Origin of the sequence: Acidocella sp. MX-AZ03 (assembly GCF_027626035.1) — a bacterium.
Classification (GTDB): Bacteria; Pseudomonadota; Alphaproteobacteria; order Acetobacterales; family Acetobacteraceae; genus Acidocella; species Acidocella facilis.
Map to the genome: position 1 here is coordinate 1,468,908 of NZ_CP110774.1, position 26,961 is coordinate 1,495,868.

Below are 26,961 nucleotides of genomic sequence, written 5' to 3' on the forward strand. Positions count from 1 at the left end.
AATATGCACGTCCGGGAGAGCTGTCCAGTGTCCGATCGCATCATTTTCCGCCACGCGTTGCTCCCCCAGGGTTGGGCCGCGAATGTCGCCATCTCCTTCGCGGCCGGGCGGATCACGCAAATTGAAACCGGCATCGAAGGCGGTGCCGGCATCGCTTTGCCGGGCATGCCCAATCTGCACAGCCATAGCTTCCAGCGCGCCATGGCCGGCCGGGCCGAGCATCGCGGCGCCGGAACCGACAGTTTTTGGACCTGGCGCGAGCTGATGTACAAGCTCGCCTGGTCGCTGGACCCGGAGGATGTGCAGGCCATCGCCACCCTCGCCTTCACCGAAATGCTGGAAGCCGGCTTCACCGCGGTCGCGGAGTTTCATTATCTCCACCACGCGCCGGACGGCACGCCCTATGCCGACATCGCGGAAATGGCCACGCGCATCGCCGCCGCCGCCGCCGCCGCCGGGATCGATCTGCTGCTGCTGCCGGTGTTCTACGCCCATTCCGGCTTTGGCGGGCAGGCGCCGGCTGAAGGCCAGCGCCGCTTCATCAATTCGCTGGACAGCTACGCGCGGCTGCATGAACGTTGCCAGGCGTTGGCCGCCACCGGCTGCGCCCCGCATTCGCTGCGCGCCGCCACGCGTGAGGAAATCACCGCGCTGAATCATCTGAACGGCGCCGCGCCGTTTCACATCCACATCGCCGAGCAGACCGCCGAGGTGGAGGCCTGCCTGGCCTTCTCCGGCGCCAGGCCGGTTGAATATCTGCTGGCAAATGCCCCGGTTTCGGCAAATTGGTGCCTGGTCCACGCCACCCATATCACCCCCCAGGAAGCCGCCGGTATTGCAAACGCCCAGGCGGTGGCGGGGCTCTGCCCGATCACCGAGGCCAATCTCGGTGACGGTATTTTCCCCGCCCAGCATTTCACCGGCGCCTTCGGCATCGGCTCGGACTCCAACATCCTCATCGATGCCGCGCGCGAGCTGCAGATGCTCGAATATTCCCAGCGCCTGGCGCAGCGCCAGCGCAATGTCATGGCCACGGACACGACCCGCTCGACCGCCACCGCGCTCTACCAAAACGCGCTGGCCGGCGGGGCGCAGGCCATTGGGCTGCCGGCCGGCCTTGTCATCGGCGCCCCGGCCAGCTTCGTCACCATCGCCGGCGAAACGCCGGAGGATGCGCTGGCCGACGCCCTCTTCACCGCCCGCGCGCCCGCGCTGCGCGATGTCTGGGTGCGCGGCAAACGGCTGGTGGAAGCCGGACAACATATCCACGCCCGGCCCGCCCGCGCCGCGTTCGAGGCAATTTTGCGCAAGCGGCTGTGACCGCCATGCCGTCTCCCCGCCCCGCCAAACTCTATGAGCAGGTCAAAGCCTATCTGCGGGAGGGCATCGCCAGCGGCATCTGGAAGGTGGGCGAGAAAATCCCCTCCGAGTTCGAGCTGATGGAGCGCCTCGGCGCCTCGCGGATGACGGTGCATCGTGCCTTGCGCGAGCTTTCCGCCGAGGGGGTGCTGCTGCGCCTGCAGGGCGCGGGCAGCTTCGTGCAGGCTCCAGCCCCGCGCTCGCCCTTGCTGGAAATCCACGACATCGCCGAGGATATTGCCCGGCGTGGCCATGCCCATCGCGCGCAGGTGCTGGCGCTGGAAGCCCGCCCCGCGCCAGCGGACATCGCCGCCGAATTCGCCCTGCGCCCGCGCGCCAGGCTGTTCTATTCCGAGATCCTGCATTTCGAGGATGAAATCCCGGTGCAGCTGGAGCAGCGCTATGTCTCGCCCGGCTTCGCCCCAGATTATCTGGCGCAGGATTTCACCCGCCAGACCCCGAACCGCTATCTGCAGACCATCTCCCCGCCGAGCGAGGTGGAGCATGTCATCCACGCCACCCTGGCCGATGCCAAGCTGCAAGCGCTGCTGCGCCTGGACCCCCAGGACGCCTGCCTCTGCCTGCTGCGCCGCACCTGGACCCCGGCCGGCCCCGCCACGCGCTCACTGCTTACCCATCCTGGCAGCCGCTACAGCCTGGGCAGCCGCTACAAGCTGGCGGATTTCCACGCCCGGCCAGGCTAATTCTTTAAAATCAAAAGTTTTTTGGGCCGCTTTTTTTCAAAAAAGCGGCGAACAACGTTTGGGTGTGGGCGACACAGGCGCCCCCGCCCCGCTTTTCAAACCGCCGCCGGACGCGTAAATTTCCAGGGAGCCGCGTTGGAGGCGGAGCCGTTTGGATCAAGACACGCTGTATCTCAGCGCCGGGCTGGGGGTTCTGGGCCTCGGCATACTGGCGCTCTGTATCGACCTCCTGGCCGGCCGCCGCCGGCAGACGGCCCCGGCCAGCGGCCCGCAGGATGATCTGCACGCCTTCCTGCGCGCCGCGCCGCCGATGAAGGTGGAGGCCACGCCGCGCCTCGTGCCACCGGCTGAGCCCGCCGCACCCGAACCCGAATCCCAGCCCGCCCCGGAAACCGGCTTCGCCTTCCGCCGCCACGCCACCCGCGCGGCCATGGCCCCCCAAGCTGCCACCGCGCCGCGCCTGGCAGGAATGGACCTCACCTCCATCCAGAACGAAATCCGCGCCGCGCTCGATTCGCTGGTCGCCTTGCCGCCACCCTCCCCCGTCACGCAAGGGGCGCAGCTGGTCTGGGCCGAGCCGGGGCGTCTGGCCGTGCTCTCCCTCGGCCAGGCCGAGCCAGAGGACGGGCTGGCGCTGCTGCGCGAGGCCGGCATCGTCGCCCTCATCGCGGCGCAGGGCCATCCTTTCACCGCCCCCGGCGCGCTGGAAATCCTCACCTTGCCCGCCAGCGCGGACGCCGCCGCCCCGCTCGCCGCCACCCTTCGCAGCCGCCTCGCCGCGGGCGAAAAACTGGCTTTCTTTACCGATGAAACCGGGCTGAGCGGGGCCGCCGCCACGCTCGCGGCGCGGCTCTCCAGCCGGCGGGCAAGTTAAGAACATGGGAGAACTTTGACCCCCCAATAAACATTTGCGAACCTAAAGCCCCAGCCGGCGCAGGAATTCAGGCACGCCGGCGCTAGCCGGCGCTTCGATCACATGGTCGAAATAACGCCCCCCGGTCGGCGCCGGGTTGATCTCATACAGCACGCAGCCGCGCCCGTTTCGCCGCGCCTCAGCCGCGAACCCGGCCGCCGGATACACCACCCCGACGTGCCGATCGCGCAGAATACATCCGCCCGCGCCAGCGCCTCCAGAATCTCATCCATGAAATACGGGATCTCCCCGAACCAGACGATATCCGGGCGCATCGCCGCCGCGTCGCAGGCCGGGCAGATCGTCTCCACCCCGGACTCATTCAGCCACGGCCCCGCCGCACCGCATTCCGCGCAAAGCAGCCGGCGCAACTGGCCATGCATATGCAGCACATTCCGGCTGCCGGCCCGCTCATGCAGATCATCCACATTCTGCGTCACCAGCAGAAACTCACCCCGCCCGCGCCAGCCCTGTTCCAGCGCCGCCAGCGCCAGATGCCCCTCATTCGGCGCCACCTGGTTCAGCTGGGCCCGGCGCAGATTATAAAAGCGATGCACCAGCGCCGGATCCCGCAAGAACCCTTCCGGCGAGGCCACATCCTCGATGCTGTGATTTTCCCACAGCCCGTCCGCCGCGCGAAACGTGGCAATGCCTGAGTCCGCCGAGATCCCCGCCCCTGTCAGCACCACGATATTCACCGCCTGCCTCCTCGTCTGCGTCCTTTCACGCTATCAGGGCCGCAGCCTCATGCAAACCGCTTCCGCCCCGGCCGCGCATCCGATAAGAAGCTCTTGAAACCCGCCGAAACCATAAGCCCAATCAGCCAGCCGGGGCGCCGCAGAGCCGCCTTGCAAAGAACATCTACCTTCCTGACGTTTTTTCCTGTTTGCAGGGGATAATGCCCAAGCCGGACGAACTCCTCTTTGCCCTGAAGACCTTCACGGGCGCCATGCTCGCCTTCTTCATCTCCTGCTGGCTGGGGCTGGACAACCCGTACTGGTCGATGGCCACCGCCTTCATCGTCGCCAACCCCTATGCCGGGGCGATGCGCTCCAAGGCCGTCTATCGCTTCTTCGGCACGCTGATCGGCGGCACCGCGGCGGTGGTGCTGGTGCCCAACCTGGTCAACGCGCCGGTGCTGCTCTGCATCGCCATGGCGCTCTGGGTGGCGATGTGCCTCTATATCGCGCTGATGGACCGCAGCCCGCGCGCCTATACCTTCATGCTCTCGGGCTACACCGCCGGCATCATCGGCTTCCCCTCGGTCACCGATCCCAGCCATGTCTTCCAGACGGCGCTGACCCGCTGCGAGGAGATCACCCTCGGCATTGTCTGCACCACCATCATCGGCACCATCATCCTGCCGCGCTCGATCGGCCCGGTGCTGGCGCGGCGCATCAGCTCCTGGGTCAAGCCGGGGGTGGACTGGGCCAGCGCCGCGCTGGCGGGCGACGGTGAATCCCAGGCCGCGCGCGAGGCCCGCCGTCGTCTGGCCTTCGAGGCGACCGACACCGCGATGATGGTCTCCCAGCTCGCCTATGACGTCTCCAACATGCAATCGGCGGTGCGGCAGGTGACGAGGCTGCGCATGTATGTGATCAGCCTGATGCCGATCCTCAGCTCCATCGGCCAGCGCGTCGCCGAGCTGCGCCGGCTGGACGCGCTGACCCCGAAGCTGAAAACCGTGCTCGCCGCCACCGATCAATGGGTGCAGAGCGGCAAGGCGGATGGCGCCGATGCGCTGCTGCACGACATCCAGACGCTGGACCATGACACGCCGGACTGGGGCGGGCTGCTGCGCGCCAGCCTGGCGCTGCGGCTGGAGGAGCTGGTGCGCATCTCCAGCCATTCCCGGCAATTGCGCCGTTTCGTCACCGAAGGCGCACCGCCGCCCCCGGCCAGCCCGGCGCTGGATGCCGAATATATCGCCATCACCAAGCAGAACCGCGACCATAAGCTGGCCTTCCTCTCCGCCACCTCCGCCGCCGGCGCGGTGCTGCTGGTCTGCGCGCTCTGGATCGCCACCGGCTGGGCCTACGGCGCCGGGGCGGCGATCATGGTCGCCGTCGCCTGCTCCTTCTTCGCCGCGCAGGACGATCCCGCCCCGGCGATCGCGCAGATGCTGCGCAACGCCGTCATCGTCATCATCGGCATCTTCGTCTACAGCTTCGCCATCCTGCCCCGCGTGGTGGGGTTCGACGAGCTTTACCTGGTGCTGCTCCCCGCCGGGCTGATGACGGGCGTGCTGGTCTCGCGCCCCGCCACGTTCGGCACCGGCATGGTCATCGGCGCGGTCGGCGCGACCCAGCTTGGCCTTGGCAATGGCTATCACACCAGCTTCGTGCCGTTCGCGGACAGCTCCTTCAGCCTGATCGTCGGGCTGGGGTCGGCGCTGATCCTCACCCGCATCGTGCGCTCGGTCGGTGCCGCCTGGAGTGCGGAGCGGCTGATGCGCGCCAACTGGCGCGATGTCGCCGCCGCCGCGCAGGCCGCCCTCCCGCATGACCGCGCCGCCCTGACCGGCATCATGATGGACCGTCTGGGGCTGATGATGCCGCGCCTCGCCGCCGTGGCCAGCGGCGCCGATAGTGCCGCCTCCGGCGTGCTGGTGGATTTGCGCGTCGGCCTCAACATCATCGCCCTGCACCGCGAGCAATGGCGGCTGCCGCCCGAGGCACGGCGCTGCTGTGAACTGATCTTCGATGGCATCGCGGCGCATTATCAGGGCAATGCCCGCCAGCCCGCGCCGGACGCGCTGATGCACGCGCTGGACAGCGCGATGGCGGCGCTGATGCATGATGCCTTGGCCCACCGGGCCGCGCTGATGGTGCTCTCGGGCCTGCGCAGCGTGCTGTTTCCCGAGGCGGCACCTCCCATTTTCCAGACCCACAGCCAGGCATTGGTGGCAGAATGATCGGTGAAATCAACATTTACGGCGTGCTGTTTCCCCCGCTGCTGATCTGGATCGGCATCGCGCTGCTGCTCTCCGTGGCGCTGCGCCGCGGGCTTTCCGCCATCGGCGCCTACCGTTTCGTCTGGCATCGCCCGCTCTTCGATCTCTGCCTCCTGGTGCTGCTCACCGGGCTGGTCTGGCTGTTGACCTCGCATTTCCTTTCATCCCCCGGAGCCCCATGAAATCCGCAAATTTCGTCAGCCGTTTTCTCGTCACCCTGGTGGTTGTGGTGCTGGCCGGGCTCGTCGGCTGGCAGCTCTGGATCTATTATATGGACGATCCCTGGACGCGCGATGGCCGCGTGCGCGCGGATGTCGTCTCTCTCGCCCCTGACGTGACCGGCCCGGTGGTGCAGGTGTTCGTGCATGATAATGATTTCGTGCATACTGGCGAGCCTTTGTTCCAGATCGACCCGTCGCGTTTCAACCTGGCGATGGCGCAGGCCAAAGCCGCCCTCGCCCAGGCCCAGGCGGCGCAGGACAAAGCCAAGGCGACGATGCAGAACGCCCAGCAGAACGCCGCGCGCTACGCCGCCCTCTCCAACAACGCGGCCTCCGCGATCTCGCGCGACGACGCCAGCACCCAGTCCCGCGCGGCCGAAGCCGCCTACGCGCAAGCGCAGGCCGCCACCGCGGCGGCGCAGGCCAATCTCGATGTCGCCCAGCTCAACCTCACCCGCAGCACGGTGCGCGCGACGGTGAATGGGCGGGTGACGAATTTCTCGATGAGGCCCGGCGATTACGTCGCCGCCGGCAAGCCGGTGATCGCCATCGTCGATACGGACAGCTTCTATGTCGATGGCTATTTCGAGGAAACCAAGCTGCATCACATCCAGGTCGGCGACAAAGCCAGCGTCGAGCTGCTGCAGGGCGGCCCGCCGATCCTGGGCCATGTGCAAGGCTTCGCCTCCGGCATCACCGATAATGAACGTGTCGCCGCGCCCACATTGCTGGCGGATGTGAACCCCACCTTCACCTGGGTGCGGCTGGCGGCGCGTATTCCGGTACGCATCGCCATCGACAAGGTGCCGGCCGGCCTCCATCTCGTCGCCGGGCTGACCGCGACGGTGAGCGTGCAGCCGGAGAAACGCAAAAACTAGTTAAGATATGGGGGCTTTTTGAAAAAAGCCCCCATACCCCAAAAACTTTTGCTCACTTAATTCTGGGCGTAGAGCACGCGCAGCACGACGAACCAGTTGTCCTTGTTGCCTTGCAGCCGGCCTTGCGCGTCAATGTGCAGATGCTCCAGCGTCACCGCGTCATCCACATTCCCCCGATCACATCCACCTCCCCGCCGCCACGCCGGTGACGATGCTGCAATGGGCGGGGAAATGATCCTTCGTGGGCAGATCATTATAAGTAAGGTCACGCGCGGCCCCGCGCGGAAAACACACCAGATCCCCCAGGCGCGGCGCATAATCCGCCGGGTTCTCCGCGATCAGCAACTTCCCCGGCCGATAAGGCCGCGCCGCATAATCTATATAAAAGGAGTGATCCGGCGCGTAGGGAAATTTCGGCCCCGCTCCGGCAATGCGCATCACATAAGAGATAAAGGCGGCCGACCACGCATAATCGCCATTCACCCGCACCGGGAAAACCCGCCCCTGGGCATCATGCTTGCCAGTCCAGCGCGCATCCGGCTCGCCGGCGTTCATCCCTTCCCACCAATATTCGCCGACGCGCTGCCACAGCCCCTGGGCGCGCTCGGGCATGGTGCCGGCCTGCTGCACATAGGGCACGTCGCCATCATCCACATGCTCGCCCCAGAGCCGCCATTCGCGCAGCGCGATGGCCACCGCGGCACTGCGCGAGAAGGCTTCATAAGGCTGGTTGGCAAAAGGCGGCGCATGGTTCTGCGGCGCGCAGGCGCCCAGCAGCGCCAGACTGAAAAAGGCGGCGAAACCGCCGCCTTTTTTTAAACCCATCCTCACGCGAGGTCGCTGAACATTCCGGTCAGCGCGCTCTCCGTCGCTTCGCACAACCCGCGCTCGGTGATCAGCCCGGTCACCAGCCGCGCCGGCGTCACATCGAAGGCCGGGTTGGCGGCGGGCTGGAGGTCGGCACGATGCGCACCGTGGCGATCGAGCCATCCATCGCGCGCCCGGTCATCGTCGTCACTTCGGAAGCGGCCCGCTCCTCAATCGGGATTTCGGAAACCCCGTCGCGGATCGTCCAATCGATCGTGGAGGACGGCAGCGCCACCCAGAACGGCACGTTATTATCATGCGCCGCCAGCGCCTTCAGATAGGTGCCGATCTTGTTGCAGACATCGCCCTGGCGGGTGACGCGGTCGGTGCCGACAATCACCAGATCCACCTCGCCATGCTGCATATAATGCCCGCCGGCATTATCGGCGATGACGGTGTGTTTGACCCCATGTTTGCCAAGCTCCCAGGCGGTCAGCGAGGCGCCCTGGTTGCGCGGGCGGGTCTCCTCCACCCAGACATGCACGTCGATCCCGGCATCATGCGCCATATAGATCGGCGCCAGCGCCGTGCCCCAATCCACCGTGGCGATCCAGCCGGCATTGCAATGCGTCAGGATATTCACCCGTTTTCCGGATTTCGCCTTCTCCTCGATCAGCGCCAGACCGTTGCGGCCGATCGCCTCGTTCACCGCGACATCCTCATCGCAGATCTTCGCCGCTTCCGCGTAGGCGGCGGCTTCGCGCTTCGCCGGCTCCACGCTCTGCAATGCCGCCCCCATGCGCCGCAGCGCCCAGCGCAGATTGATCGCGGTCGGCCGGGTCGCGCCCAGCACCTCCAGCGCCTGCGCCAGCGCCGCATCGGCGGCATCATGGCGCATCGCCAGCGCCACGCCGTAGGCGGCCGAGGCGCCGATCAGCGGCGCGCCGCGCACCAGCATCGCCTTGATCGCATGCGCCATTTCCTCAAGCGTCGTCAGCCGGACCAGATCCACATTCCAGGGCAGCTTGGTCTGATCGATGATGCGGACAGACCAGCCATCGGTCTCGTCGACCCAGATCGAGCGATAGGGTGTGCCGTCAATTTTCATGGCGTTAAAAAATCCTAAAGTTCTAAGTGCTACAATTTTTGGTGCAAAGCGCAGACCAGGGTGAATAAGCGCCGCGCGGTGGGAAAATCAATCACCACCTTGCCGCCCAGCCGTTCGATCATCAGCTCGGCCCCTTCATTATGCAGCCCGCGCCGGCCCATATCGATCGCCTGGATGCGCGCCTCGCGCCCCTCCGCCACCGCCATCGCATAGGAATCCAGCAACATCTGGTAATCGCGGATCAGCATCTTGAACGGCCCCAGCGCCAGCAGTACCGCCTGCACCGGCGCATCCTGCGCATCGCGTACATCGAACACCAGCCGGCCTTCCTGGATGGAGAGATGCAGAATGCTCTGCAAATCCGGATGCCCGGGCAGGTGGAATTCATTTTCCTGCGCCAGGTCACGCACCGCCTGTTCGCGATCCGCCTGCTGCAGGGCCGAGATGCGGTGCAGGGCCTCGCCCTCGAGAACCACCTTGGTCAGCCTGCCGGTTGCATCCGTGCCTTGTGCATCCACCATGTCACCTGCTCGCCCCTTGGAAAGATTACGCGCTTCGTCTCGCTCTCTTGTTCCGTCACGTCTTACGCTTCGTCACGTCTTATGCTTCGTCACGCCTCACCCGTCGCCCGCTCCGCCGGGCGCTGCCCTGATCCAGGCCGGGCCATACGCGCTTATCCGTCGGGACCGAGCATAGCGATTCCGCGCGGCAACGACAAATGCGATCGTCCCCTCAAAGCCGCGCCGACGCGCCACACCCCTCGCCAAGACGCCATTGCCCGCCCGCCAACATGCCACACGCTCCGGAACGGCGCCGGACTGATCCGGTTTTGATTGATATTTTCTAAATCTTTTCGAAGCACGCAGCGCCGACGATCGATGGCGAAACCAGGAACACGGCGTGGCAAAATTGCGGCGCTGGGCCTCCACACTGTGGATGTCTTGCACATTGCTGTAAAAAAATGCGTCAGGACAGAAGTTTAGTGCTGCTTTTTGTTGACAGGCGCAGCGCGGAAGCTGAATAGCGAATCTTGCGTGCATTGCGCGATTCGCATCGCGCACCATGTCTGAATTTCGCGGTCAAGGAAACCGCACGCGGAACCAAAGAAGGACGGCCTACCCAGCCGTAGAACAAGACGTTTCTGTGCCGGACCACGACCACCCGGAACTCAATGATAACCTTGAACGCTAAGGAGCATGACCAGTGACCATCGAAGACAAGACCACCACTGAGCGCGCGCAGCCGATGGCCGTGCGCGCCACCGCGAAGAAGACCGCCGCCGTGAAGAAGCCGGCCGCGAAGAAGACCGCCGCTGCCACGAAGAAACCGGCCGCGAAGAAGACCGCCGCTGCCGCCAAGAAGACGACCGCGAAGAAGACCGCCGCAGCCGCCAAGAAGACGACCGCGAAGAAGACCACCGCCGCCGCCAAGAAGACGACCGCGAAGAAGACCACCGCCGCCGCCAAGAAGCCGGCCGCGAAGAAGACCACCGCCGCCGCCAAGAAGCCGGCCGCGAAGAAGACCACCGCAGCCGCCAAGAAGACGACCGCCAAGAAGACCACCGCAGCCGCCAAGAAGCCGGCCGCGAAGAAGACCACCGCAGCCGCCAAGAAGACGACCGCGAAGAAGACCACCGCCGCCACCAAGAAGCCGGCCGTGAAGAAGACCACCGCCGCCGCCAAGAAGACGACCGCGAAGAAGACCACCGCCGCCGCCAAGAAGACGACCGCGAAGAAGACCACCGCCGCCGCCAAGAAGACGACCGCGAAGAAGACCACCGCCGCCACCAAGAAACCGGCCGCGAAGAAGACCACCGCAGCCGCCAAGAAGCCGGCCGTGAAGAAGACCACCGCAGCCGCCAAGAAGACGGCCGCGAAGAAGACCACCGCAGCCGCCAAGAAGCCGGCCGCGAAGAAGACCACCGCAGCCGCCAAGAAGCCGGCCGCCCCGCGCAAGCCGCGCGCCAAGGTAACGCCGCCGCCCGCGCCGGAAATGAATGATGTGTTCGCTGAAGAGACCATGGACATCGTGCCCTCGATCTCCGAGACCTTCGAGTAAGCCGCATCGGCCGACGCAATGCAAAACAGGCGCGCTCACCCGCGCCTGTTTTTTTATGCGCCCTTCGCCGCTACGCCCCCTGGGCCAGCCAATCCTCGATCAGCCGCCGCGCGATGGAATCATGCCCGGGCAGGCCAAAGCCCAAAGCCGCATGGTCGCGGATCTCCGCCCGGCTGAACCAGCGCGCATCGCGCATCTCATCCTCCTGCAGAACGATCTGTTCACTGATCGCCTCCGCCTGAAATCCCAGCATCAAGGAGGCCGGAAACGGCCAGGGCTGGCTGGAGTGATAAAACACCGCGCCGACGCGCACACCGGTTTCCTCGAACACTTCCCGGCGCACCGCATCTTCCAGGCTCTCGCCCGGCTCCACGAAGCCGGCGAGGGTGGAATACATATTCTTCTCCAGCGGAAACCGGTGCGACTGGCCAAGCAGCGCCTGGTCGCCGCGCGTCGCCAGCATGATCACAGCGGAATCCGTGCGCGGAAAATGCGCCGTGCCACAAGCCGCGCAAGCGAGCACCCAGCCGGCGCGCGCCGCCTGCATCGCGCCGCCACAGAGCGGACAGAATTTATGCGCACGGCGCCAGTTGAACATGCCACGCGCCGTCGCCAGCAAGGTGGCATCCAACTCTGGCAGCAACGCATTCACCCCGCGCAGCGGCACGAAATCCTCTTGCACCACCCCGTCCGGCAGTGCTTCGCCGGTCACGTCGCAGGCGAAATAGGCGATCCCCTCGGCCAGACCTAGGAACAGATCCGGCGTGCGGAACGGTGCGAGCAGCCGCGCACGCGGGGCCTCGTTGTCCTCCACCAGCACCTGGCCATCATGCAGCAGCACCACCCGGCTCGCCGCATCGGCCCCGGCGCGTTCCTGCCAGGCCGCGTCCTCGCGCAGCTGCGCGGCCCGGTCCAGCGCCCCGCCGCTATAATGATTCGGCTGATCTTTCATGGTAAAATCCATGCCTGCTCATGTGGCATGCCCCCTTTGCCCTGCCAAGCTTGCATCCAGACGCCGCACAGGCGATAATCGGCACGGGAGATCGGCGGCGGACATCGCGGCCCGCCAACCTGGTCAGGGCCGGAAGGCAGCAGCCACAACGGATTTCGCATGGGTCGTTGTCCGGTCTCCCACCTTCCTTTTGGCTACAAGGTCCGCGCCACACATGGGTATGTTCGACGACGATGCGCCAGACGCCCCGCCGCCGGGCCCCAACCTGTTCGGCGAGGAACCGGCGCAGGAAGCCCCCAGGCCGCCGCCTACCGGGTGCTGGCCCGCAAATACCGCCCCACGACCTTCGCGGATCTGATCGGCCAGGACGCGCTGGTGCGCACCTTGCGCAACGCCTTCGCGATGAACCGCATCGCCCATGCCTTCATGCTCACCGGCGTGCGCGGTGTCGGCAAAACCACCACCGCGCGCATCCTCGCCCGCGCCCTCAACTGCACCGGCGCGGACGGCACCGGCGGGCCCACCCCGGACCCGTGCGGCGTCTGCGAGAATTGCAAAGCCATCTTGGCGGACCGCCACCCGGACGTGGTGGAGATGGACGCCGCCTCCAATACCGGCGTGGACGATGTCCGCGAGATCATCGAGGCGACGCGCTTCAAGCCGCTTTCGGCGCGCGTGAAAGTCTTCATCATCGATGAGGTGCACATGCTCTCCAAGGCGGCGTTCAACGCGCTGCTGAAAACCCTGGAGGAGCCGCCGCCGCATATCAAATTCGTGCTGGCCACCACGGAAATCCGCAAGGTGCCGATCACCGTGCTCTCACGCTGCCAGCGTTACGACCTCAAGCGCGTGCCGGTGGAGGTGCTCGCCGCGCATTTCACCCGCATCGCCGGCATCGAAAACGTCTCGATCTCCGAGGCCGCGATCACCCTCGTCGCCCGCGCCGCCGATGGCTCGGTGCGCGATGGTCTCTCCCTGCTCGACCAGGCCATCGCCCGCGGTGCGGAGGATGCCAGCGAAATCTCCGGCCCGATGGTGGCCGACATGCTGGGCCTCGCCGATCGCGGCTTTGTGTTCGATCTGATGGATGCGGTGGTGCAAGGCGACATCCAGGCCGCCCTGCGCATCTCCGATGAAAGCTATGAGCGCGGCGCCGATCCCGGCGTGCTGCTCTCGGACCTGCTCGGCCTCGCCCATCTGCTCACCAGGATGAAATCCGTGCCGTCCCTGGCCAAGAGCGGCGCCCTGCCGGAGATGGAGCGCACCCGCGGCGCCGCTTTGGCGGAGATGCTCTCCATCCCGTTCCTCGGCCGGCTCTGGCAGATGCTGCTCAAGGGGCTGCAGGAGGTCGAGGCCGCGCCGGACCGGCGCGCCGGTGCGGAAATGATCCTGATCCGCCTCTGCCACGTGGCCGATCTGCCGCCGCCGGGCGAGCTGGTGAAGAAACTCACCGAAAATCCCGGCGCCGCGCTGGGCGGCGCACCGGCCGGTGGCGGTGGTGGCGGTGCCCGGGCCGTGGCCAACGGCAACGTGGTGATGCAGGCTTCTGCCGCGCCCCGCGCGCTGACCTTCCTGGATGTCGTCGGCCTCGCCCAGGCCAAGCGCGATGTGATGCTCTACGCGCATCTGCGCCAATCCGTGCATCTGGTCCGCTTCGCCCCGCCGGTGATCGAGATGCGCCTGGCCGATGATCCGCGTATCCCGCGCGACCTCGTCGCCAAAATCTCGCGCATGCTGGAGGAGGAAACCGGCCGCCGCTGGACCATCGCCCTCTCCAATGAACGCGGCGATCCGACCATCGACGAGCAGGAAGGGGTGGCCACCGCCCAGGCCCGGGACGAGGCGCTGGCGCATCCGCTGGTGCAGGCGATTCTGGCGCATTTCCCGGAACCAAGCTAGACACGCAAGACGCGCCGGAGCAGGAGCCGGAGCTGCCCGCCGACTGGGCCGCCCTGGTGCCGCCCGACGAACTCTATGAAGGAGACGAGTAAATGAAGAACCTTGCCGGCCTGATGAAGCAGGCCTCCCAGATGCAGCAGAAAATGGCCGACATGCAGGCCAAGCTGGAAGCCACCGAGATGGAAGGTGTCGCCGGCGCCGGCCTGGTGAAGGTCACCCTCTCCGGCAAGGGCGCGCTGAAGCGGGTGAAGATCGACCCGAAGCTGATCGACCCGGCCGAGGCCGAGATGCTGGAAGATCTGATCTCCGCCGCCCATGCCGATGCGAAATCCAAGATCGACGCGATCATGGAAGCCGAGACCAAGAGCGCCATGGGCGGTCTGCCGCTGCCGCCGGGCATGAAGCTGCCGTTCTAAACCGGTTACAGAATAGATGGGCGGCCCCGAACTCGAACAGCTGATCGGCCTGTTTTCACGCCTGCCGGGGCTGGGTCCGCGCAGCGCGCGGCGCATCGTGCTGAAATTGCTGCGCGACAAGGAAGGCGGCCTGGCCAGGCTGGCGGATGCCATGCAGGCCGCCGCCGCTGCGGTGCGCAGCTGCACGGTCTGCGGCAATCTTGATTCGTCCGACCCCTGCGCCATCTGCGCCGAGCCTTTGCGCGAGGCGCGGATCTGCGTGGTTGAGGGGGTGGCGGATCTCTGGGCGCTGGAGCGCGCCCATGTCTATCGCGGCCGCTACCATATTCTCGGCGGCACCCTCTCGGCGCTGGCCGGGCGCGGGCCGGAAGACCTCGCCATCGCCCCGCTGCTTGCCCGGCTGGAGGCGGCGCCGGTCGAGGAGATCATCCTGGCTTTGCCCGCGACCGTGGAGGGGGCGGCCACCGCGCATTACCTTACCGAGCGGCTGAAACGGTTTGGCATCCCGCTTTCCCGGCTGGCCCAGGGTGTTCCCATTGGCGGCGCGCTGGAGGTGCTGGATGAAGGTACGCTGGCGACGGCGCTGCGGGCACGCGGCGCAGCCAACTAACTGAAAAATTGCAAAAGTTTTTTAGTGCCGCTTTTTTACAAAAAAGCGGCGAAAACGTTTGGGGCGCTGGCAACGCCGCAGCCACCCCAAACCTTCGTGGGGACTTTTTGAAAAAACTCCCCACACCCCAAAAACTTTTGCAAATAAGAGCTCTGGAAAAATCTCCGCGCCCCGTTTAACAGGCCCCATGAGCACGCTCGACCCCACCGACTGGTCCTCCCTCCGCGCCCTCGGGCACCAGATGCTCGACGACATGCTGGACCATCTCTCCAGCATCCGCACCCAGCCGGTCTGGCAGAAGATGCCGGAGGAGGTGCGCCAGGGTTTCACCGCCCCTTGCCCACCACCGGCACCGCCCCGAAGCCCTCTATGAGCGTTTCCAGGCCGATATCCAGCCTTACGTCACCGGCAATCTGCATCCGCGCTTCATGGGCTGGGTGCATGGCGGCGGCAATCCGGTCTCGATGCTGGCGGAGCTGTTGGCCGGGGCGATGAACGCCAATTGCGGCGGGCGCGACCATGTCGGCATCGCGGTGGAGCGCCAGGTCATCGCCTGGGCGGCGGACATGCTGGGCATGCCCGCCGGCACCTCCGGCGTGCTGCTCACCGGCTCCTCGATGGCGAATTTCTGCGCCCTGCTCTGCGCCCGCCAGAAGGCGCTGGGCGAGGCCGGGCATGAGGCCGGCATCAGTGGGACCAACCTCGTCGCCTATGCCTCGGCAGGTGTGCATCGCTGCATCACCGGGGCGATGGACATGGCCGGGCTGGGCCGCTCTGCCCTGCGCAAAATCCCGCTGGACGCGCAGATGCGCATGGACATGGAAGCCCTGCGCGCCGCCATCGCGGCGGACAAGGCCGCCGGCCTCACCCCCTTTCTCATCGCTGGCACTGCCGGCAGCGTCGATACCGGCGCCTTTGACGATCTGATCGAGGCCCGGCGCATCGCCGACGAGCATGGGCTCTGGTTCCATGTCGACGGCGCCTTCGGCGCCCTGGCCGCGCTCTCCCCGGCCAAGCGGCATCTGGTGGCGGGGCTGGGGTCAGCGGATTCCATCGCCTTCGATTTCCATAAATGGGCGCAGGTGACCTATTCCTGCGGCTGCCTGCTGGTGCGCGACGCCACCATCCACAACGCCAGCTTCGCCCAGGCCACCAGCTACCTCGCCGCTGCCCCGCGCGGCCTCGCCGGCGGCTTTCCCTGGCCGTGCGATCTCGGGCCGGATCTCTCGCGCGGCTTCTCGGCGCTGAAAGTCTGGATGAGCCTCAGCGCCTACGGCACCGAGGGGCTGGCCGGCGTGGTGGAAACCAGCTGCGCCCTGGCCCAGCGCCTGGCTGCCCACGTGCTGGCAGCACCGCGCCTCACCCTGCTCAGCCCCCCGGCGCTCAACATCGTCTGCTTCGCCATCGAGGGCTATAGCGACCAGCAGCTCACGGATCTGGTCGCGGATCTACAGGAGGACGGCCTGTTCGCCCCCTCCACCACCAGCATCGCCGGCCGCACAGCCATACGCTGCGCCATCGTCAATCACCGTACCAACGAGGCGGATATCGACGCGCTGGTGGAGGAAATCCTGCGCCGCCTCAGCCTCGCAGCCGGTCGACCCACTGCCGCAGCGCCTCAGGTGCCAACCTTGCCTTGCGCAAAAACATGAACCCGCCCGGCTCCACCGCCTCCAGCGCGCTGATCTCGGTGAACACACGCGGCGGCTCCGGCGTGCTCCAATCCACATAGACCAGCCCGCGATCAATCCTGCCCAGCTGCTCGCCGAGGATGGTCTGGAAATAGGATTCATCGGGCGCATCGGCGAAGGCGAAGGATTCACGCAGCCACTCATCACTGTGCCAGCGCGCCAGGATGCGCTCGATGCTGGGCGCGGTCAGCGCCATCCATTGCGAACCGTACCAGAACACCGGCAAAGGCGCCTTGCCCCGCGCCATCAGCGCTTCGGCCCGTTTCACCCGGGCGATCAAACCTGGCGTCACCACGCGCTGCACGCCGGGGATCCAGCGCAGCTGCGTCGCCGGGCTGTCGAACAGAAAATACCCCTCATAACGCCCGCGATGCGCCTCGACCGGGCCGAAGGCGGCGAATTCCTCATCGCCCAGAAGGGCATTACGAATGAGGCTGAGGGATTGCAGCGGCACCGTATCGTCGGAGAGCAGCATATAGCGGGCATAAGGCCGCCGCGCGCGGGCCGCCTCGATCAGCGCGACCGTCGCCTCCACCATGGAAAAGCCGCGCCAGAATACCTCCAGCCGCGGTGAGATGAACTGCACCCAAGGCGCCTGGGCGCGAAACGGCGCCTCATCCACCTTCGCATCCACATGCGCGAACAGGTCGAACCCGCTATCTGCGAAAAACCGCGCCATGCCGCCCAGCCCCTCGGGGCGGCATGGCAGAGCAACAGAACGGCAATCTCATTGCCGTTCGCGCTCATTCCTGCTTCAGCCTCACCGCGATGCTCTGCGCATGTGCCGTCAGCCCTTCGGCCTTCGCCAGTGTTACCGCATGCGGCCCCAACGCCTTCAGTCCGGCCTCCGGCACCGCCGCGTAGGTGGTGCGCTTGAGGAAATCATAAACCGACAGCCCGGAGGCAAAACGCGCTGTGCCGGAGGTCGGCAGCACATGGTTCGGCCCGATGATGTAATCGCCCATCGCCTCCGGCGTATTGCGGCCCAGGAACACCGCCCCGGCATGGCGCACCTTGGCGAAAACCGGCCGCGGGTCCGCCAGCATCAGTTGCAGATGCTCCGGCGCGATGCGGTTGGAAATCTCCACCGCCTCGTCCCAGTCGCGCACCAGAATGATCGCGCCATGCCGCGCCCAGCTGGCGCTGGCGATGTCCCGGCGCGGCAGGCTCTCCAGCGCGGCCGCGACCTCGCGCTCCACCGCTGCCGCCAGCCCCGCATCGTCAGTGACCAGGATGGATTGCGCATCCTCATCATGCTCGGCCTGGGCCAGCAGGTCATAGGCCAGCTGCACCGGGTCGGCGCTGGCATCGGCCAGGATCAGCACCTCGGACGGGCCGGCGATGGAATCGATCCCCACCGCCCCGAACACCTGCCGCTTCGCTTCCGCCACATAAGCATTGCCGGGCCGACAATCCGGTCCACCCGGGCGATGCTGGCGGTGCCATAAGCCAGAGCCGCCACCGCCTGCGCCCCGCCGACGCGATAAATCTCGGTGATCCCCGCCGCATTCGCCGCCGCCAGCACATGCGGGTTCAACACCCCGCCAGGCGCCGGCACCACCATGGCGATGCGCTTCACCCCCGCCACCTTGGCCGGCATAGCATTCATCAGCACGGAGGAGGGATAGGCCGCCTTGCCGCCGGGCACATATAGCCCCACCGCATCCAGCGCCCCCCAGCGCATCCCGGCGGTAATGCCGAGATCGTCCGTGAACTCGATATCGCGCGGCATCTGCGCCTGATGGAAGGCCTCGATCCGCCGCGCCGCGATCTTCAACGCTTCGCGCAGTTCCTTCGGCGTCTGCGCCTCGGCCGCATCCAGCTCGGCCTGGCTCACCCGCAGGCCGGCCGCCTCCAGCACCTGCTTGTCGAAACGCGCAGTATAATCCAGCAGCGCCGCATCGCCCTCTTCGCGCACCCGCTCGATGATCGCCCGCACCACGCCGGAGAGATTCTCCTCCCCTTGCGGCCGCTCCAGCAGCGCGGTGAATCGGCGCTCGAAATCATCCTGCCCGGTTGAGAATATCTTCATGCCGCCAACGCCTTCCGAAACGCCTCGATCCAGGTGCCGATCTCATCCGGCCGCGTCTTCAGCGCCACCCGGTTGACGATCAGCTTCGAGGACACCTGCGCGATCACATCCGTCTCCACCAACCCGTTGGCCTTCAGCGTGCTGCCGGTCTGCACCAGATCGACGATCAGCCGCGACAGCCCCAGCCCCGGCGCCAGCTCCATCGAGCCGGACAGCTCGACGATCTCCGCCTGAATCCCCCGCCGGGCGAAATGCCGCTTGGCGGTGTTGGGATATTTGCTGGCCACGCGCAGGGCCGAGACGCGGGAGAGATCGGTCTGCCCGGCATCGTCCTTCGGCTCGGCCACCGAGATGCGGCATTTGCCGATGCCCAGATCCAAAGGCGCGTAAACCTCCGGGTAATCGAATTCCATCAGCACATCGCCGCCGCAAATGCCGATCTCCGCCGCCCCGAAGGCGACGAAGGTGGCGACATCGAAGGAGCGCACCCGGATCACATCCACATCCGGATGGCTGGTGGAAAACCGCAGCTTGCGGGAATTCTCATCCGTATATTCCGGCTCCGGCACCAGGCCGGCATGGGCCAGCATGGGGCCGGCCTCTTTCAGGATACGCCCCTTGGGCAATGCGAGCACGATGGACATGGCCGCGCCCATACCATCGCCCCCGCTTCGAGGCTAGCGCGCCCCTCAAAGCAAGGGGAAGAAACGCAAAAGGGCGGATCGGCGCCCCGCGCCCGATCCGCCCTCTCGATATTCAACCGCGCGGCGCCGCGCCTGGATCAATGTCCCTGGATCAATGCCCCTGGATCAATGCCCGCGGATCAATGCACCAGAGTCGGCAGCATGTCGTTCTGGATGATCGCCGCCGCCGCCAGCTGCGGATTATCGGCAATGGCAATCGGCGTGCCATCGGCAGCGTGAATGGCAAAGGCGGGCCCCTGTTCCGTCACCACCGGCTTCACGAAGGCAATCTCCTCCATCCCCAGCTGGGCCAGCTGGGCGGGCGAGATGTGATGAATGTCCAGGACCGTGCCTGGGACGAAATTGGTCGTGCCGTCATGGTTTTTGATGTTCATCTGTCATCCTTTCGGGCTCCCCGGCGGATTCTTTCGGCCCAGGGTTCCTGTATACGTCATAGTCTCGCGTCGGGATCAGCCCGGCGCCGTCAAATTTCCGTCACATCAACCGTGCTGACCTAAATACCGCGCTGACCTATCTCAGGCGCGCATTCGTCCTGCCGGCTCAGTCCCCATCCACCATGCGGGTCGGGCGGTCACCTTGCCCTGACCGCGCGCGATCGGGATGGTCTTCACCACCGGCTGCGGCACTGGGCGGATCAGATCCACATGCAGCAGGCCATTATCCAGCCAAGCGCCCTTCACCTCGATCCCTTCCGCGATCACGAAGGCCCGCTGGAACTGCCGCGCCGCGATGCCTCGATGCAGGAACACCCGCCCCTGGCCATCGTCAGTCTGGCGCCCGCGTATTACCAACTGGTTATCTTCCAGGGTAATTTGCAGGTCATCCATGGTAAATCCGGCCACCGCGAGGGTGATTCGCAGCGAAACCGGGCTGAGCTGCTCGATATTGTAAGGCGGATACCCGTCCGAGGAATTTTTCGCCGCCCGCTCAATCATCTGTTCCAGATGGTCGAAGCCGAGAAATAAAGGCGAGGTGAAAACGCGTGTCGTCATGGTCAAGGCTCCCCCAAATGAGCGAAGCGGTTAAGGACCCTCGTTCGAGGCATCCGGGGCTTCATGTTGGCACGGTTTCACAGCGATGCAAGAGGGCGCGTTGCAGCCCGCCGCGCGGGGGATTACATGCGTGGCATGTCAGAGACACAAACCGACGCGCCGCTGCTGCCGATCATGATCTATCCCGAATCCGTGCTGCGCAAGGTCGCCCGCGCGGTGCAGCCTGGCGATGCGGACGCGGTGCGCGCGTTGGTGCCCTCGATGTTCGCGACCATGTACAAGGCGCCCGGCATCGGCCTCGCCGCCAACCAGATCAATTCCTTGCTGCGGGTGATCGTGATCGACGTGGCGCCGAAGGACGAGCCCGCCCCGCTCGCTCTGATCAACCCGGAAATCATCGCCAAATCCGATGAGCTCGCCACGCAAGAGGAAGGCTGCCTCTCCATCCCGGACCTCTACGCCGAAATTACCCGCCCGGCGCGGGTGAAGGTGCGCTACCAGGATCTGCAAGGGGTAAAGCAGGAGATCGAGGCCGAGGGGCTGCTCTCCGCCTGCCTGCAGCATGAGATCGACCATCTCAACGGCGTGTTGTTCGTGGATTATCTCTCGGCGCTGAAGCGCAACATGCTGCTGCGCAAGCTGGCCAAACAGCAGAAAGCCAAAGGCTGAACGCGATGAAGCTGGCTTTCATGGGCTCGCCGGATTTCGCCGTGCCGGCGCTGCGCGCTCTGGTCGCCGCCGGGCATGAGGTGGCGGCGGTCTATGCCCAGCCGCCCAAACCCGCCGGGCGCGGCCAGCGCGAAACCCCCTGCCCCGTCCATGCCGCAGCACTTGAGCTCGGCCTGCCGGTGCGCACCCCGCCGAAACTGCGCCGCAACGAGGAAGAGCTGGCCGCTTTCCGCGCCCTTGATCTCGATGCCGCCATCGTCGCCGCCTATGGGCTGATCCTGCCGCAGGACTTCCTGGACGCGCCGAAGCGCGGCTGCCTCAACATCCACGGCTCGCTGCTGCCGCGCTGGCGCGGCGCCGCCCCCATCCAGGCCGCCATCGAAGCCGGGGATGACGAGACCGGCATCACCATCATGCAGATGGAAGCAGGCTTGGATACCGGCCCGATGCTGCGCAAGGGCGCGACGCCCATCGGCCCGCAGGACACCGCCGCCGATTTGCATGACCGCCTGGCCGAAATCGGCGCACGCCTGATTCTGGAAGAACTCGCCAGCCCCAGCACGCCCGAGATCCAGGACGAGGCTTTGGCCAACTACGCCCCCAAACTCTCCCGCGAGGATGCCAGGCTGGATTTCCGCCTGCCCGCCGCGCAGCTGGAACGGCGCATCCGCGCCTTCTTCCCCTGGCCCGGCGCGCTGGCGCTGATGGGCGACATGGTGCTGAAAATCCTCGCCGCCGAAGTGGTGGCGGGCGAAGGCATTCCCGGCACGATGCTGGATGACCACCTCACCATCGCCTGCGGCGAGGGCGCGCTGCGCATCACCCGCCTGCAACGCGCCGGCAAAAACGCCATGTCCACCGCCGATTTCCTGCGCGGCACCAAGCTCCCCGAAGGGGCGCGCTTCTATTGACCCTGTGGGCGCTGGAGATCGAGTATGACGGCACCCCCTTCATGGGCTGGCAGCGGCAGAAACACGGCCTCGCCATCCAGCAGGTGATCGAGGAAGCCGCGTCGCGCATCCGCGGCGGGGCGGAAATCACCGAAGCCATCTCCGCCGGCCGCACCGATGCCGGGGTGCATGCGCTGGCGATGATGGTGCAGATCGAGCTGCCGGATTTCACCCCCTACCGCATCCGCGAGGCGATGAATTTTCACTTGAAGCCGCACCCCATCGCGGTGCTGCGCTGCGGGGTGGCGCCGGCGGGCTGGAATGCCCGCTTCTCCGCCAAATCCCGCTCCTATCGCTATGTCATCCTCAACCGCCCGCAACCGCCGACGCTGGAGGTGAACCGCGTCTGGCATGTGAAAACCCGGCTGGACGAGCAGGCCATGCACCGCGCCGCGCAGCATCTGCTTGGCCATCATGATTTCTCCTCCTTCCGCGCCTCCGCCTGCCAGGCGAAAAGCCCAATGCGCACGCTGGATTACGTCTCGGTGCATCGCGAGGGCGAGAAGGTGATCATGGAAACCAGCGCACGGAGCTTCCTGCATCATCAGGTGCGCAACATGATCGGCTCTTTGAAAATGGTCGGCGAGGGCCATTGGCCCGAATCGCGCATGGCGGAAATCCTGGCCGCCCAATCCCGCCCCAAAGCCGGCCAGACCGCCCCGGCGGAAGGGCTGTATTTCACCGGGGTAGAATATGATCCGCCGCTTGAACTGGCCTGATCGCGCTGCTCAATTGATAATCGCCCGGTCCCTCCAATATTTCATCGACTTCATCTCGTCCGAGGACGCCATGAATACCTCAAACCCCTCACTTATAATGGCCTTATAAACCGGCTGGCGAAGCAGCCGTTGATATCGATTTGAGACTAAAATAAAATCAAATGAGAGACAAATCGCATGAGTTACGTTGCAAATTTGATGAAAGCCAAGTCTCTTATGGGCAAATCTGTCGGAGACGGACAATGCATCGCATTCGTTCACGCCGTGACGACGATTCCACCGACTCCTTTTTGGCGGAAAGGCGAACGCGTAAAGGGGCTAACCTCCCCATCGGCACCATTATCGCGACATTCGATGTGAATGGACGCTATGGAAATCATCTCGATGGTAGCAGCCATGGGGCTATCTATTTGGGACAGAACGCTCATGGCATCCTCGTCCTGGATCAATGGAAAGGTCATAGTACGACGCAACCGGTCCATGAGCGCTTGATCCGTTTCAAAAAAGGCACCGGCATCAAGGTGGATGATGGAGATCAATATTATGTCGTGGACTAGAGTGGCCGCCATTTCAGCACTCAGCCTCATGCTCGGCCAAGCCGCGTTTGCTGCCCCCTGGCGGTGCCCGGCATCATTAACGCCGCATGGCGACTCGCATCGCCTTAACAACGCCTCGCTGTTCGATGGCCCGCCCGGTGAAATGGCCGATCTCATCCCCATTCCATCCGGCGCCTATGACCGCTGGGATGTCCGCAACGCGGACCCCTATCTGGTCTGCAAATATGCCGGCACGGACAAGATCATCACCCTCCACGCCCAAGGCGCCGCACGCTGCCAGGCCGGCGGCCAGCCCTTCCAGGCGGTCTGCGAAAAATAACACAGTAGCCGCCCCCGGCCGGGGCGTGTAAATTCGCGCCATGCCCCACGCTGATTTCGTGCATCTTCGCGTCCATTCCGCCTACTCGCTCTCGGAAGGCGCGATCAAGCCCGACAAGCTGGCCAGCCTTGCCGCCGCCGACAACATGCCGGCGGTGGCGATCACCGACAGCTCCAACATGTTCGGTACGCTGGAATTCACCCAGTACTGCACCAAATCCGGCGTGCAGCCGATCATCGGCTGCCAGCTCGCCCTCACCCGCCTTGGCTTCAACCTGCCGCCGGACCCGGTGGTGGCGCTGGCGCAGACCGAGGCCGGCTACGCCAATCTGCAGAAACTCTCCTCCCTCTCCTTCCTCACCGGCGATGCGATCAAGCCGCAAATCACCCGTGAGCAGCTTTGCGACTTCAGCGAGGGCTGTTCCTGCTCACCGGCGGCGCGCTGGGGCCGATCGGCCGGCTGCTGGCGGAAGGCCAGATCGACGAGGCCCGCGCCTATCTCGCCGCGCTGCACGCGGCCTTCCCGGAGCGCCTCGCCATCGAGATCCAGCGCCATGGCGAGCCGGTGGAGCAAGCCACCGAACCCGGCTTCCTGCTCCTGGCGGAGGAATTCGCGCTGCCTCTCGTCGCCACCAATGAATGTTTCTTCGCCAAGCGCGAAATGTATGAGGCGCATGACGCGCTGCTCTGCATCGCCGAAGGCCGCGTATTGGCGGAGAAGGACCGCCGCCGTGTGACCCCCGAGCACTGGTTCAAACCCGCCGCGATGATGCGCGAACTCTTCGCGGATCTGCCAGATGCCTGCGACAACACGCTCGCCATCGCCCAGAGCTGCACGGTGATGACGAGCACGCGCAAACCGCTGCTGCCGCGCTGCCCGAAAGTCCGCGAAGGCGCCACCGAGGAAGAAACGCTGCGCGCCATGTCCGAGGAAGGGCTGCGCGCGCGCCTGGATTTCGAGAATATCGAAGGCGAGGCCCAGAAGGAATATTGGGACCGGCTGGAATTCGAGCTGACCATCATCGTGCAGATGGGCTTTCCCGGCTACTTCCTCATCGTCGCGGACTTCATCCAATGGGCGAAGGATCACCAGATCCCGGTCGGCCCCGGCCGCGGCTCGGGGCGGGCTCTCTGGTCGCCTGGGCGCTGCGCATTACCGACCTCAACCCGCTGCGTTACGCGCTGCTGTTCGAGCGCTTCCTCAACCCAGAGCGCGTCTCGATGCCGGATTTCGATATCGATTTCTGCCAGGAACGCCGCGACGAGGTGATCAAATACGTCGTCCGCGAATATGGCGCGGACCAGGTGGCGCAGATCATCACCTTCGGTAAGCTGCAGGCCCGCGCGGCGGTGCGCGATGTCGGCCGCGTGCTCGGCCTACCTTACGGCCAGGTCAACAAGGTGGCGGAGCTGATCCCCAACAACCCGGCCAAGCCCGTCACGCTGAAGGAAGCCATCGAAGGCGAGCCGAAACTTCAGGACATGCGTGATTCCGACGAGGCGCTGGCAAGGCTGATGGAAATCGCCCAGCAGATCGAAGGGCTCTATCGCCACGCCTCCACCCACGCCGCCGGCGTGGTCATCGGCGACCGCGAGCTGGTCAAGCTGGTGCCGCTTTATAAAGATCCGCGCTCGGATCTTCTCGTCACCCAATATTCGATGAAATATGTCGAGCAGGTCGGGCTGGTGAAGTTCGACTTCCTGGGCCTCACCACCCTCACCATCATCGATCGCTGCCTGAAATTCATGCGCCAGCAGGGTGTGGAGCTGGACATCTCCAAAATCCCGCTGGATGACAAGAAAACCTACGACATGATCAGCCGCGCCGACACCGCGGGCGTGTTCACGTTCGAGACCGCGGCCTTCCGCGGCGCGCTGGCGCAGATGCGCCCGGACCGGTTCGAGGATCTCGTCGCCATCCAGGCCCTCAACCGTCCCGGCCCGATGGCCAACATCCCTGATTATTGCGACCGCAAACGCGGCGCGCCCTGGGAAGCGCCCGATCCCTCCATCCATCACATCCTGGCCGAGACCAACGGCATCATCGTCTATCAGGAACAGGTGATGCAGATCGCCCAGGCGATGGCGGGCTACACGCTGGCGGGCGCGGACCTGCTGCGCCGCGCCATGGGCAAGAAGATCCGCGCCGAAATGGACACGCAGCGCGAAATCTTCCTGAAAGGCGCCACGGAGAAAGGCTTCACCCCCGAGAAGGCCAACGAGATTTTCGACCTGATGGCGAAATTCGCGGATTACGGCTTCAACAAATCCCACGCCGCCGCCTACGCTTTGGTCTCCTACCAGACCGCCTATCTGCGCGCCAACCATCCGGTTGCCTTCATCGCCGCCTGTATGTCCCTCTCCATCGCCAACACCGAGAAGGTGGCGCTGCTGCGCGCCGATGCGATGAAAAACGGCATCAAGGTCCTCCCGCCGGATGTGAACAAATCCGGCCCGGATTTCCAGGTGGAATTGCAGGAGGATGGCAGCTACGCCATCCGCTTCGCGCTCGGCGCCATCAAGCGCATCGGCATGGGGGCGATGGAGGAACTCGTCAAAGCCCGTGGCGACACGCCGTTCAAATCCATCGACGATTTCGCCGCCCGCATCGATCCCAAAACCCTCACCCGGGCGCAAATCGAAATCCTCGCCAAGGCCGGCGCCTTCGAGTGTCTGGATCAGAACCGCCAGCGCATCTTCGGCGCCGCGGAAATGATCATGCGCACCGCCCAGACCGGTGCGGCCGAGCGCGAAAGCGGGCAGATCGGCCTGTTCGGTGGCGGCGAGCCGGAGAAAATCCGCCTACCCCAAGGGCCGGACTGGCCGGAGAGCGAGCGCCTGGCTTTCGAGGCCGAAGCCATCGGCTTTCACATCTCCGCCCACCCGCTGGACATGTATGCGCGCGCGCTGAAGGCGCTGGACGTCACCCCCTCCGGCGCCATCCAGCGCAAGGCGGAAAACGGTACCGCGCGGGTGAAACTCGCCGGCACCGTGGGCGCCAAGAAAGAGCGCATCACCCGCACCGGCAGCCGGATGATGTGGCTCACCCTGTCGGACATGCAGGGCAGTTTCGAGGTCACGCTCTTCTCCGAAGTGCTCAACCGCTCCCGCGAAATGCTGCAGGAAGGCACCGCTTTGCTGGTCTCCGCCGAGGCCAAGCTGGACGGCGAATCGCTGCGCCTCACCGCCAACGACATCCAGCTGCTTGACAATGCCGCCCGCGATGCCGGGGCGGGGCTGAAAATCTGGCTGGACCGCGAGGACGCCGTGCCCTCGCTGAAAGCCCTGCTGGAGCGCGAGGGGCGCGGCAAGGGCCAAATCATCCTGCTGCCCAAAACCGGCACGCCGACGCGCCCGGAGCTGCGCCTGCCCGGCGGCTTCAACGTCTCCCCGCGCCTGGCCCAGGCAGTGAAACTTGTTGCGGGGGTGGAGCTGGTGGAGGATGCGTGAG

At 65.6% G+C, this 26,961-nt stretch carries 23 protein-coding genes, 1 other RNA gene and 4 pseudogenes; 18 read left to right on the forward strand and 10 right to left on the reverse strand.

The genetic code is table 11. The features are described 5' to 3' along the window. Positions 1-27: 27 nt before the first annotated feature. The 3 genes from GT370_RS08310 to GT370_RS08320 all read left to right on the forward strand — a co-directional run bounded on the left by GT370_RS08310 (position 28) and on the right by GT370_RS08320 (position 2,937). Positions 28-1,320 (forward strand): formimidoylglutamate deiminase, encoded by a 1,293-nt coding sequence (locus tag GT370_RS08310; protein ID WP_008492243.1) that lies wholly within the window; start codon positions 28-30, stop codon positions 1,318-1,320. Between the two features lie 5 nt (positions 1,321-1,325). Continuing rightward, positions 1,326-2,063 (forward strand): histidine utilization repressor, encoded by a 738-nt coding sequence (hutC, locus tag GT370_RS08315; RefSeq protein ID WP_270184369.1) that lies wholly within the window; start codon positions 1,326-1,328, stop codon positions 2,061-2,063. A gap of 151 nt (positions 2,064-2,214) precedes the next feature. Next, positions 2,215-2,937: a hypothetical protein gene (locus GT370_RS08320; RefSeq protein ID WP_008492239.1), complete on the forward strand. Its 723-nt coding sequence runs from the start codon at positions 2,215-2,217 to the stop codon at positions 2,935-2,937. Between the two features lie 98 nt (positions 2,938-3,035). Here the strand turns inward: GT370_RS08320 and GT370_RS08325 are convergent, their stop codons facing one another. Next, positions 3,036-3,674 carry an NAD-dependent deacylase gene (locus tag GT370_RS08325; RefSeq protein ID WP_333490039.1) on the reverse strand — a complete coding sequence of 213 codons (639 nt, stop codon included), beginning with the start codon at positions 3,672-3,674 and terminating at the stop codon, positions 3,036-3,038. A gap of 200 nt (positions 3,675-3,874) precedes the next feature. On the opposite strand from GT370_RS08325, the gene GT370_RS08330 reads away from it, so the two are divergent. Genes GT370_RS08330 through GT370_RS08340 form a run of 3 tightly spaced genes read left to right on the forward strand, consistent with a single transcriptional unit; the run spans position 3,875 to position 7,028 of the window. Further along, entirely contained in the window at positions 3,875-5,890 is a 2,016-nt protein-coding gene (locus tag GT370_RS08330; RefSeq protein ID WP_008492237.1) for an FUSC family protein, read from the forward strand. Further along, complete coding sequence (locus tag GT370_RS08335) at positions 5,887-6,111, forward strand: DUF1656 domain-containing protein (protein WP_008492236.1); 225 nt, start codon at positions 5,887-5,889, stop codon at positions 6,109-6,111. The genes GT370_RS08330 and GT370_RS08335 overlap by 4 nt, the downstream gene beginning before the upstream one ends. Next, complete coding sequence (locus GT370_RS08340) at positions 6,108-7,028, forward strand: efflux RND transporter periplasmic adaptor subunit (RefSeq protein WP_008492235.1); 921 nt, start codon at positions 6,108-6,110, stop codon at positions 7,026-7,028. The genes GT370_RS08335 and GT370_RS08340 overlap by 4 nt, the downstream gene beginning before the upstream one ends. Positions 7,029-7,205: 177 nt before the next feature. Here GT370_RS08340 and GT370_RS08345 read toward each other — a convergent pair whose 3' ends face one another. The 3 genes and pseudogenes from GT370_RS08345 to GT370_RS08355 all read right to left on the reverse strand — a co-directional run bounded on the left by GT370_RS08345 (position 7,206) and on the right by GT370_RS08355 (position 9,464). After that, positions 7,206-7,853, reverse strand: a complete 648-nt coding sequence (locus GT370_RS08345) for a DUF2272 domain-containing protein (RefSeq protein WP_270184213.1) — start codon at positions 7,851-7,853, stop codon at positions 7,206-7,208. A gap of 2 nt (positions 7,854-7,855) precedes the next feature. Beyond that, positions 7,856-8,943, reverse strand: a pseudogene (gene mtnA / locus GT370_RS08350) (S-methyl-5-thioribose-1-phosphate isomerase). A 29-nt stretch (positions 8,944-8,972) separates the two neighbouring features. After that, positions 8,973-9,464: a UPF0262 family protein gene (locus tag GT370_RS08355; protein WP_008492231.1), complete on the reverse strand. Its 492-nt coding sequence runs from the start codon at positions 9,462-9,464 to the stop codon at positions 8,973-8,975. Positions 9,465-10,146: 682 nt separating this feature from the next. Here GT370_RS08355 and GT370_RS08360 point away from each other — a divergent pair. Then, positions 10,147-11,001 (forward strand): hypothetical protein, encoded by an 855-nt coding sequence (locus GT370_RS08360; protein WP_270184214.1) that lies wholly within the window; start codon positions 10,147-10,149, stop codon positions 10,999-11,001. Between the two features lie 70 nt (positions 11,002-11,071). On the opposite strand, the gene nudC is transcribed toward GT370_RS08360, so the two are convergent. Further along, positions 11,072-11,953: an NAD(+) diphosphatase gene (gene nudC, locus GT370_RS08365; protein ID WP_039884857.1), complete on the reverse strand. Its 882-nt coding sequence runs from the start codon at positions 11,951-11,953 to the stop codon at positions 11,072-11,074. A gap of 85 nt (positions 11,954-12,038) precedes the next feature. On the opposite strand from nudC, the gene ffs reads away from it, so the two are divergent. From ffs to GT370_RS08390, 5 genes and pseudogenes are all read left to right on the forward strand, one after another. Continuing rightward, positions 12,039-12,137: signal recognition particle sRNA small type (ffs, locus tag GT370_RS08370), an RNA gene on the forward strand. Between the two features lie 131 nt (positions 12,138-12,268). Continuing rightward, positions 12,269-13,852 carry a DNA polymerase III subunit gamma/tau gene (locus GT370_RS08375; RefSeq protein ID WP_270184215.1) on the forward strand — a complete coding sequence of 528 codons (1,584 nt, stop codon included), beginning with the start codon at positions 12,269-12,271 and terminating at the stop codon, positions 13,850-13,852. Between the two features lie 92 nt (positions 13,853-13,944). Beyond that, a complete protein-coding gene (locus tag GT370_RS08380) occupies positions 13,945-14,268 on the forward strand; it encodes a YbaB/EbfC family nucleoid-associated protein (RefSeq protein WP_008492227.1) in 324 nt (107 codons plus the stop codon). A gap of 16 nt (positions 14,269-14,284) precedes the next feature. Then, complete coding sequence (gene recR / locus GT370_RS08385; RefSeq protein ID WP_008492225.1) at positions 14,285-14,878, forward strand: recombination mediator RecR; 594 nt, start codon at positions 14,285-14,287, stop codon at positions 14,876-14,878. Positions 14,879-15,065: 187 nt separating this feature from the next. Further along, positions 15,066-16,530 (forward strand): annotated as a pseudogene (locus GT370_RS08390) (pyridoxal phosphate-dependent decarboxylase family protein). On the opposite strand, the gene GT370_RS08395 reads toward GT370_RS08390, so the two are convergent. From GT370_RS08395 to GT370_RS08415, 5 genes and pseudogenes are all read right to left on the reverse strand, one after another. Beyond that, positions 16,460-17,248 carry a beta-1,6-N-acetylglucosaminyltransferase gene (locus GT370_RS08395; protein ID WP_270184216.1) on the reverse strand — a complete coding sequence of 263 codons (789 nt, stop codon included), beginning with the start codon at positions 17,246-17,248 and terminating at the stop codon, positions 16,460-16,462. The pseudogene GT370_RS08390 and the gene GT370_RS08395 overlap by 71 nt on opposite strands. 64 nt (positions 17,249-17,312) lie before the next feature. Continuing rightward, a pseudogene (hisD, locus tag GT370_RS08400) lies at positions 17,313-18,601 on the reverse strand (histidinol dehydrogenase). Continuing rightward, a complete protein-coding gene (hisG, locus tag GT370_RS08405) occupies positions 18,598-19,245 on the reverse strand; it encodes an ATP phosphoribosyltransferase (protein ID WP_240376484.1) in 648 nt (215 codons plus the stop codon). Before hisG ends, hisD begins: the two are co-directional and overlap by 4 nt. A 179-nt stretch (positions 19,246-19,424) precedes the next feature. Then, positions 19,425-19,679, reverse strand: coding sequence for a DUF1150 family protein (locus GT370_RS08410; RefSeq protein ID WP_008492219.1), 255 nt, complete (start codon positions 19,677-19,679; stop codon positions 19,425-19,427). Between the two features lie 141 nt (positions 19,680-19,820). Next, the gene (locus tag GT370_RS08415; protein WP_270184217.1) at positions 19,821-20,297 is read right to left on the reverse strand and encodes an Hsp20 family protein; all 477 of its coding nucleotides are present in this window, start codon (positions 20,295-20,297) and stop codon (positions 19,821-19,823) included. Positions 20,298-20,432: 135 nt separating this feature from the next. On the opposite strand from GT370_RS08415, the gene def reads away from it, so the two are divergent. The 6 genes and pseudogenes from def (at position 20,433) to dnaE (ending at position 26,960) form a co-directional block, all read left to right on the forward strand. Continuing rightward, positions 20,433-20,966: a peptide deformylase gene (gene def / locus GT370_RS08420; protein ID WP_008492217.1), complete on the forward strand. Its 534-nt coding sequence runs from the start codon at positions 20,433-20,435 to the stop codon at positions 20,964-20,966. Between the two features lie 5 nt (positions 20,967-20,971). Beyond that, entirely contained in the window at positions 20,972-21,877 is a 906-nt protein-coding gene (gene fmt, locus GT370_RS08425) for a methionyl-tRNA formyltransferase (RefSeq protein ID WP_008492216.1), read from the forward strand. Next, complete coding sequence (gene truA / locus GT370_RS08430) at positions 21,874-22,635, forward strand: tRNA pseudouridine(38-40) synthase TruA (protein ID WP_008492215.1); 762 nt, start codon at positions 21,874-21,876, stop codon at positions 22,633-22,635. The genes fmt and truA overlap by 4 nt, the downstream gene beginning before the upstream one ends. 242 nt (positions 22,636-22,877) lie before the next feature. After that, entirely contained in the window at positions 22,878-23,192 is a 315-nt protein-coding gene (locus GT370_RS08435) for a BPSL0067 family protein (protein ID WP_270184218.1), read from the forward strand. After that, complete coding sequence (locus tag GT370_RS08440; protein ID WP_270184219.1) at positions 23,179-23,511, forward strand: STY0301 family protein; 333 nt, start codon at positions 23,179-23,181, stop codon at positions 23,509-23,511. Before GT370_RS08435 ends, GT370_RS08440 begins: the two co-directional genes overlap by 14 nt. Positions 23,512-23,551: 40 nt before the next feature. Continuing rightward, positions 23,552-26,960 (forward strand): annotated as a pseudogene (gene dnaE, locus GT370_RS08445) (DNA polymerase III subunit alpha). The last annotated feature ends 1 nt before the right edge of the window (position 26,961 follow it).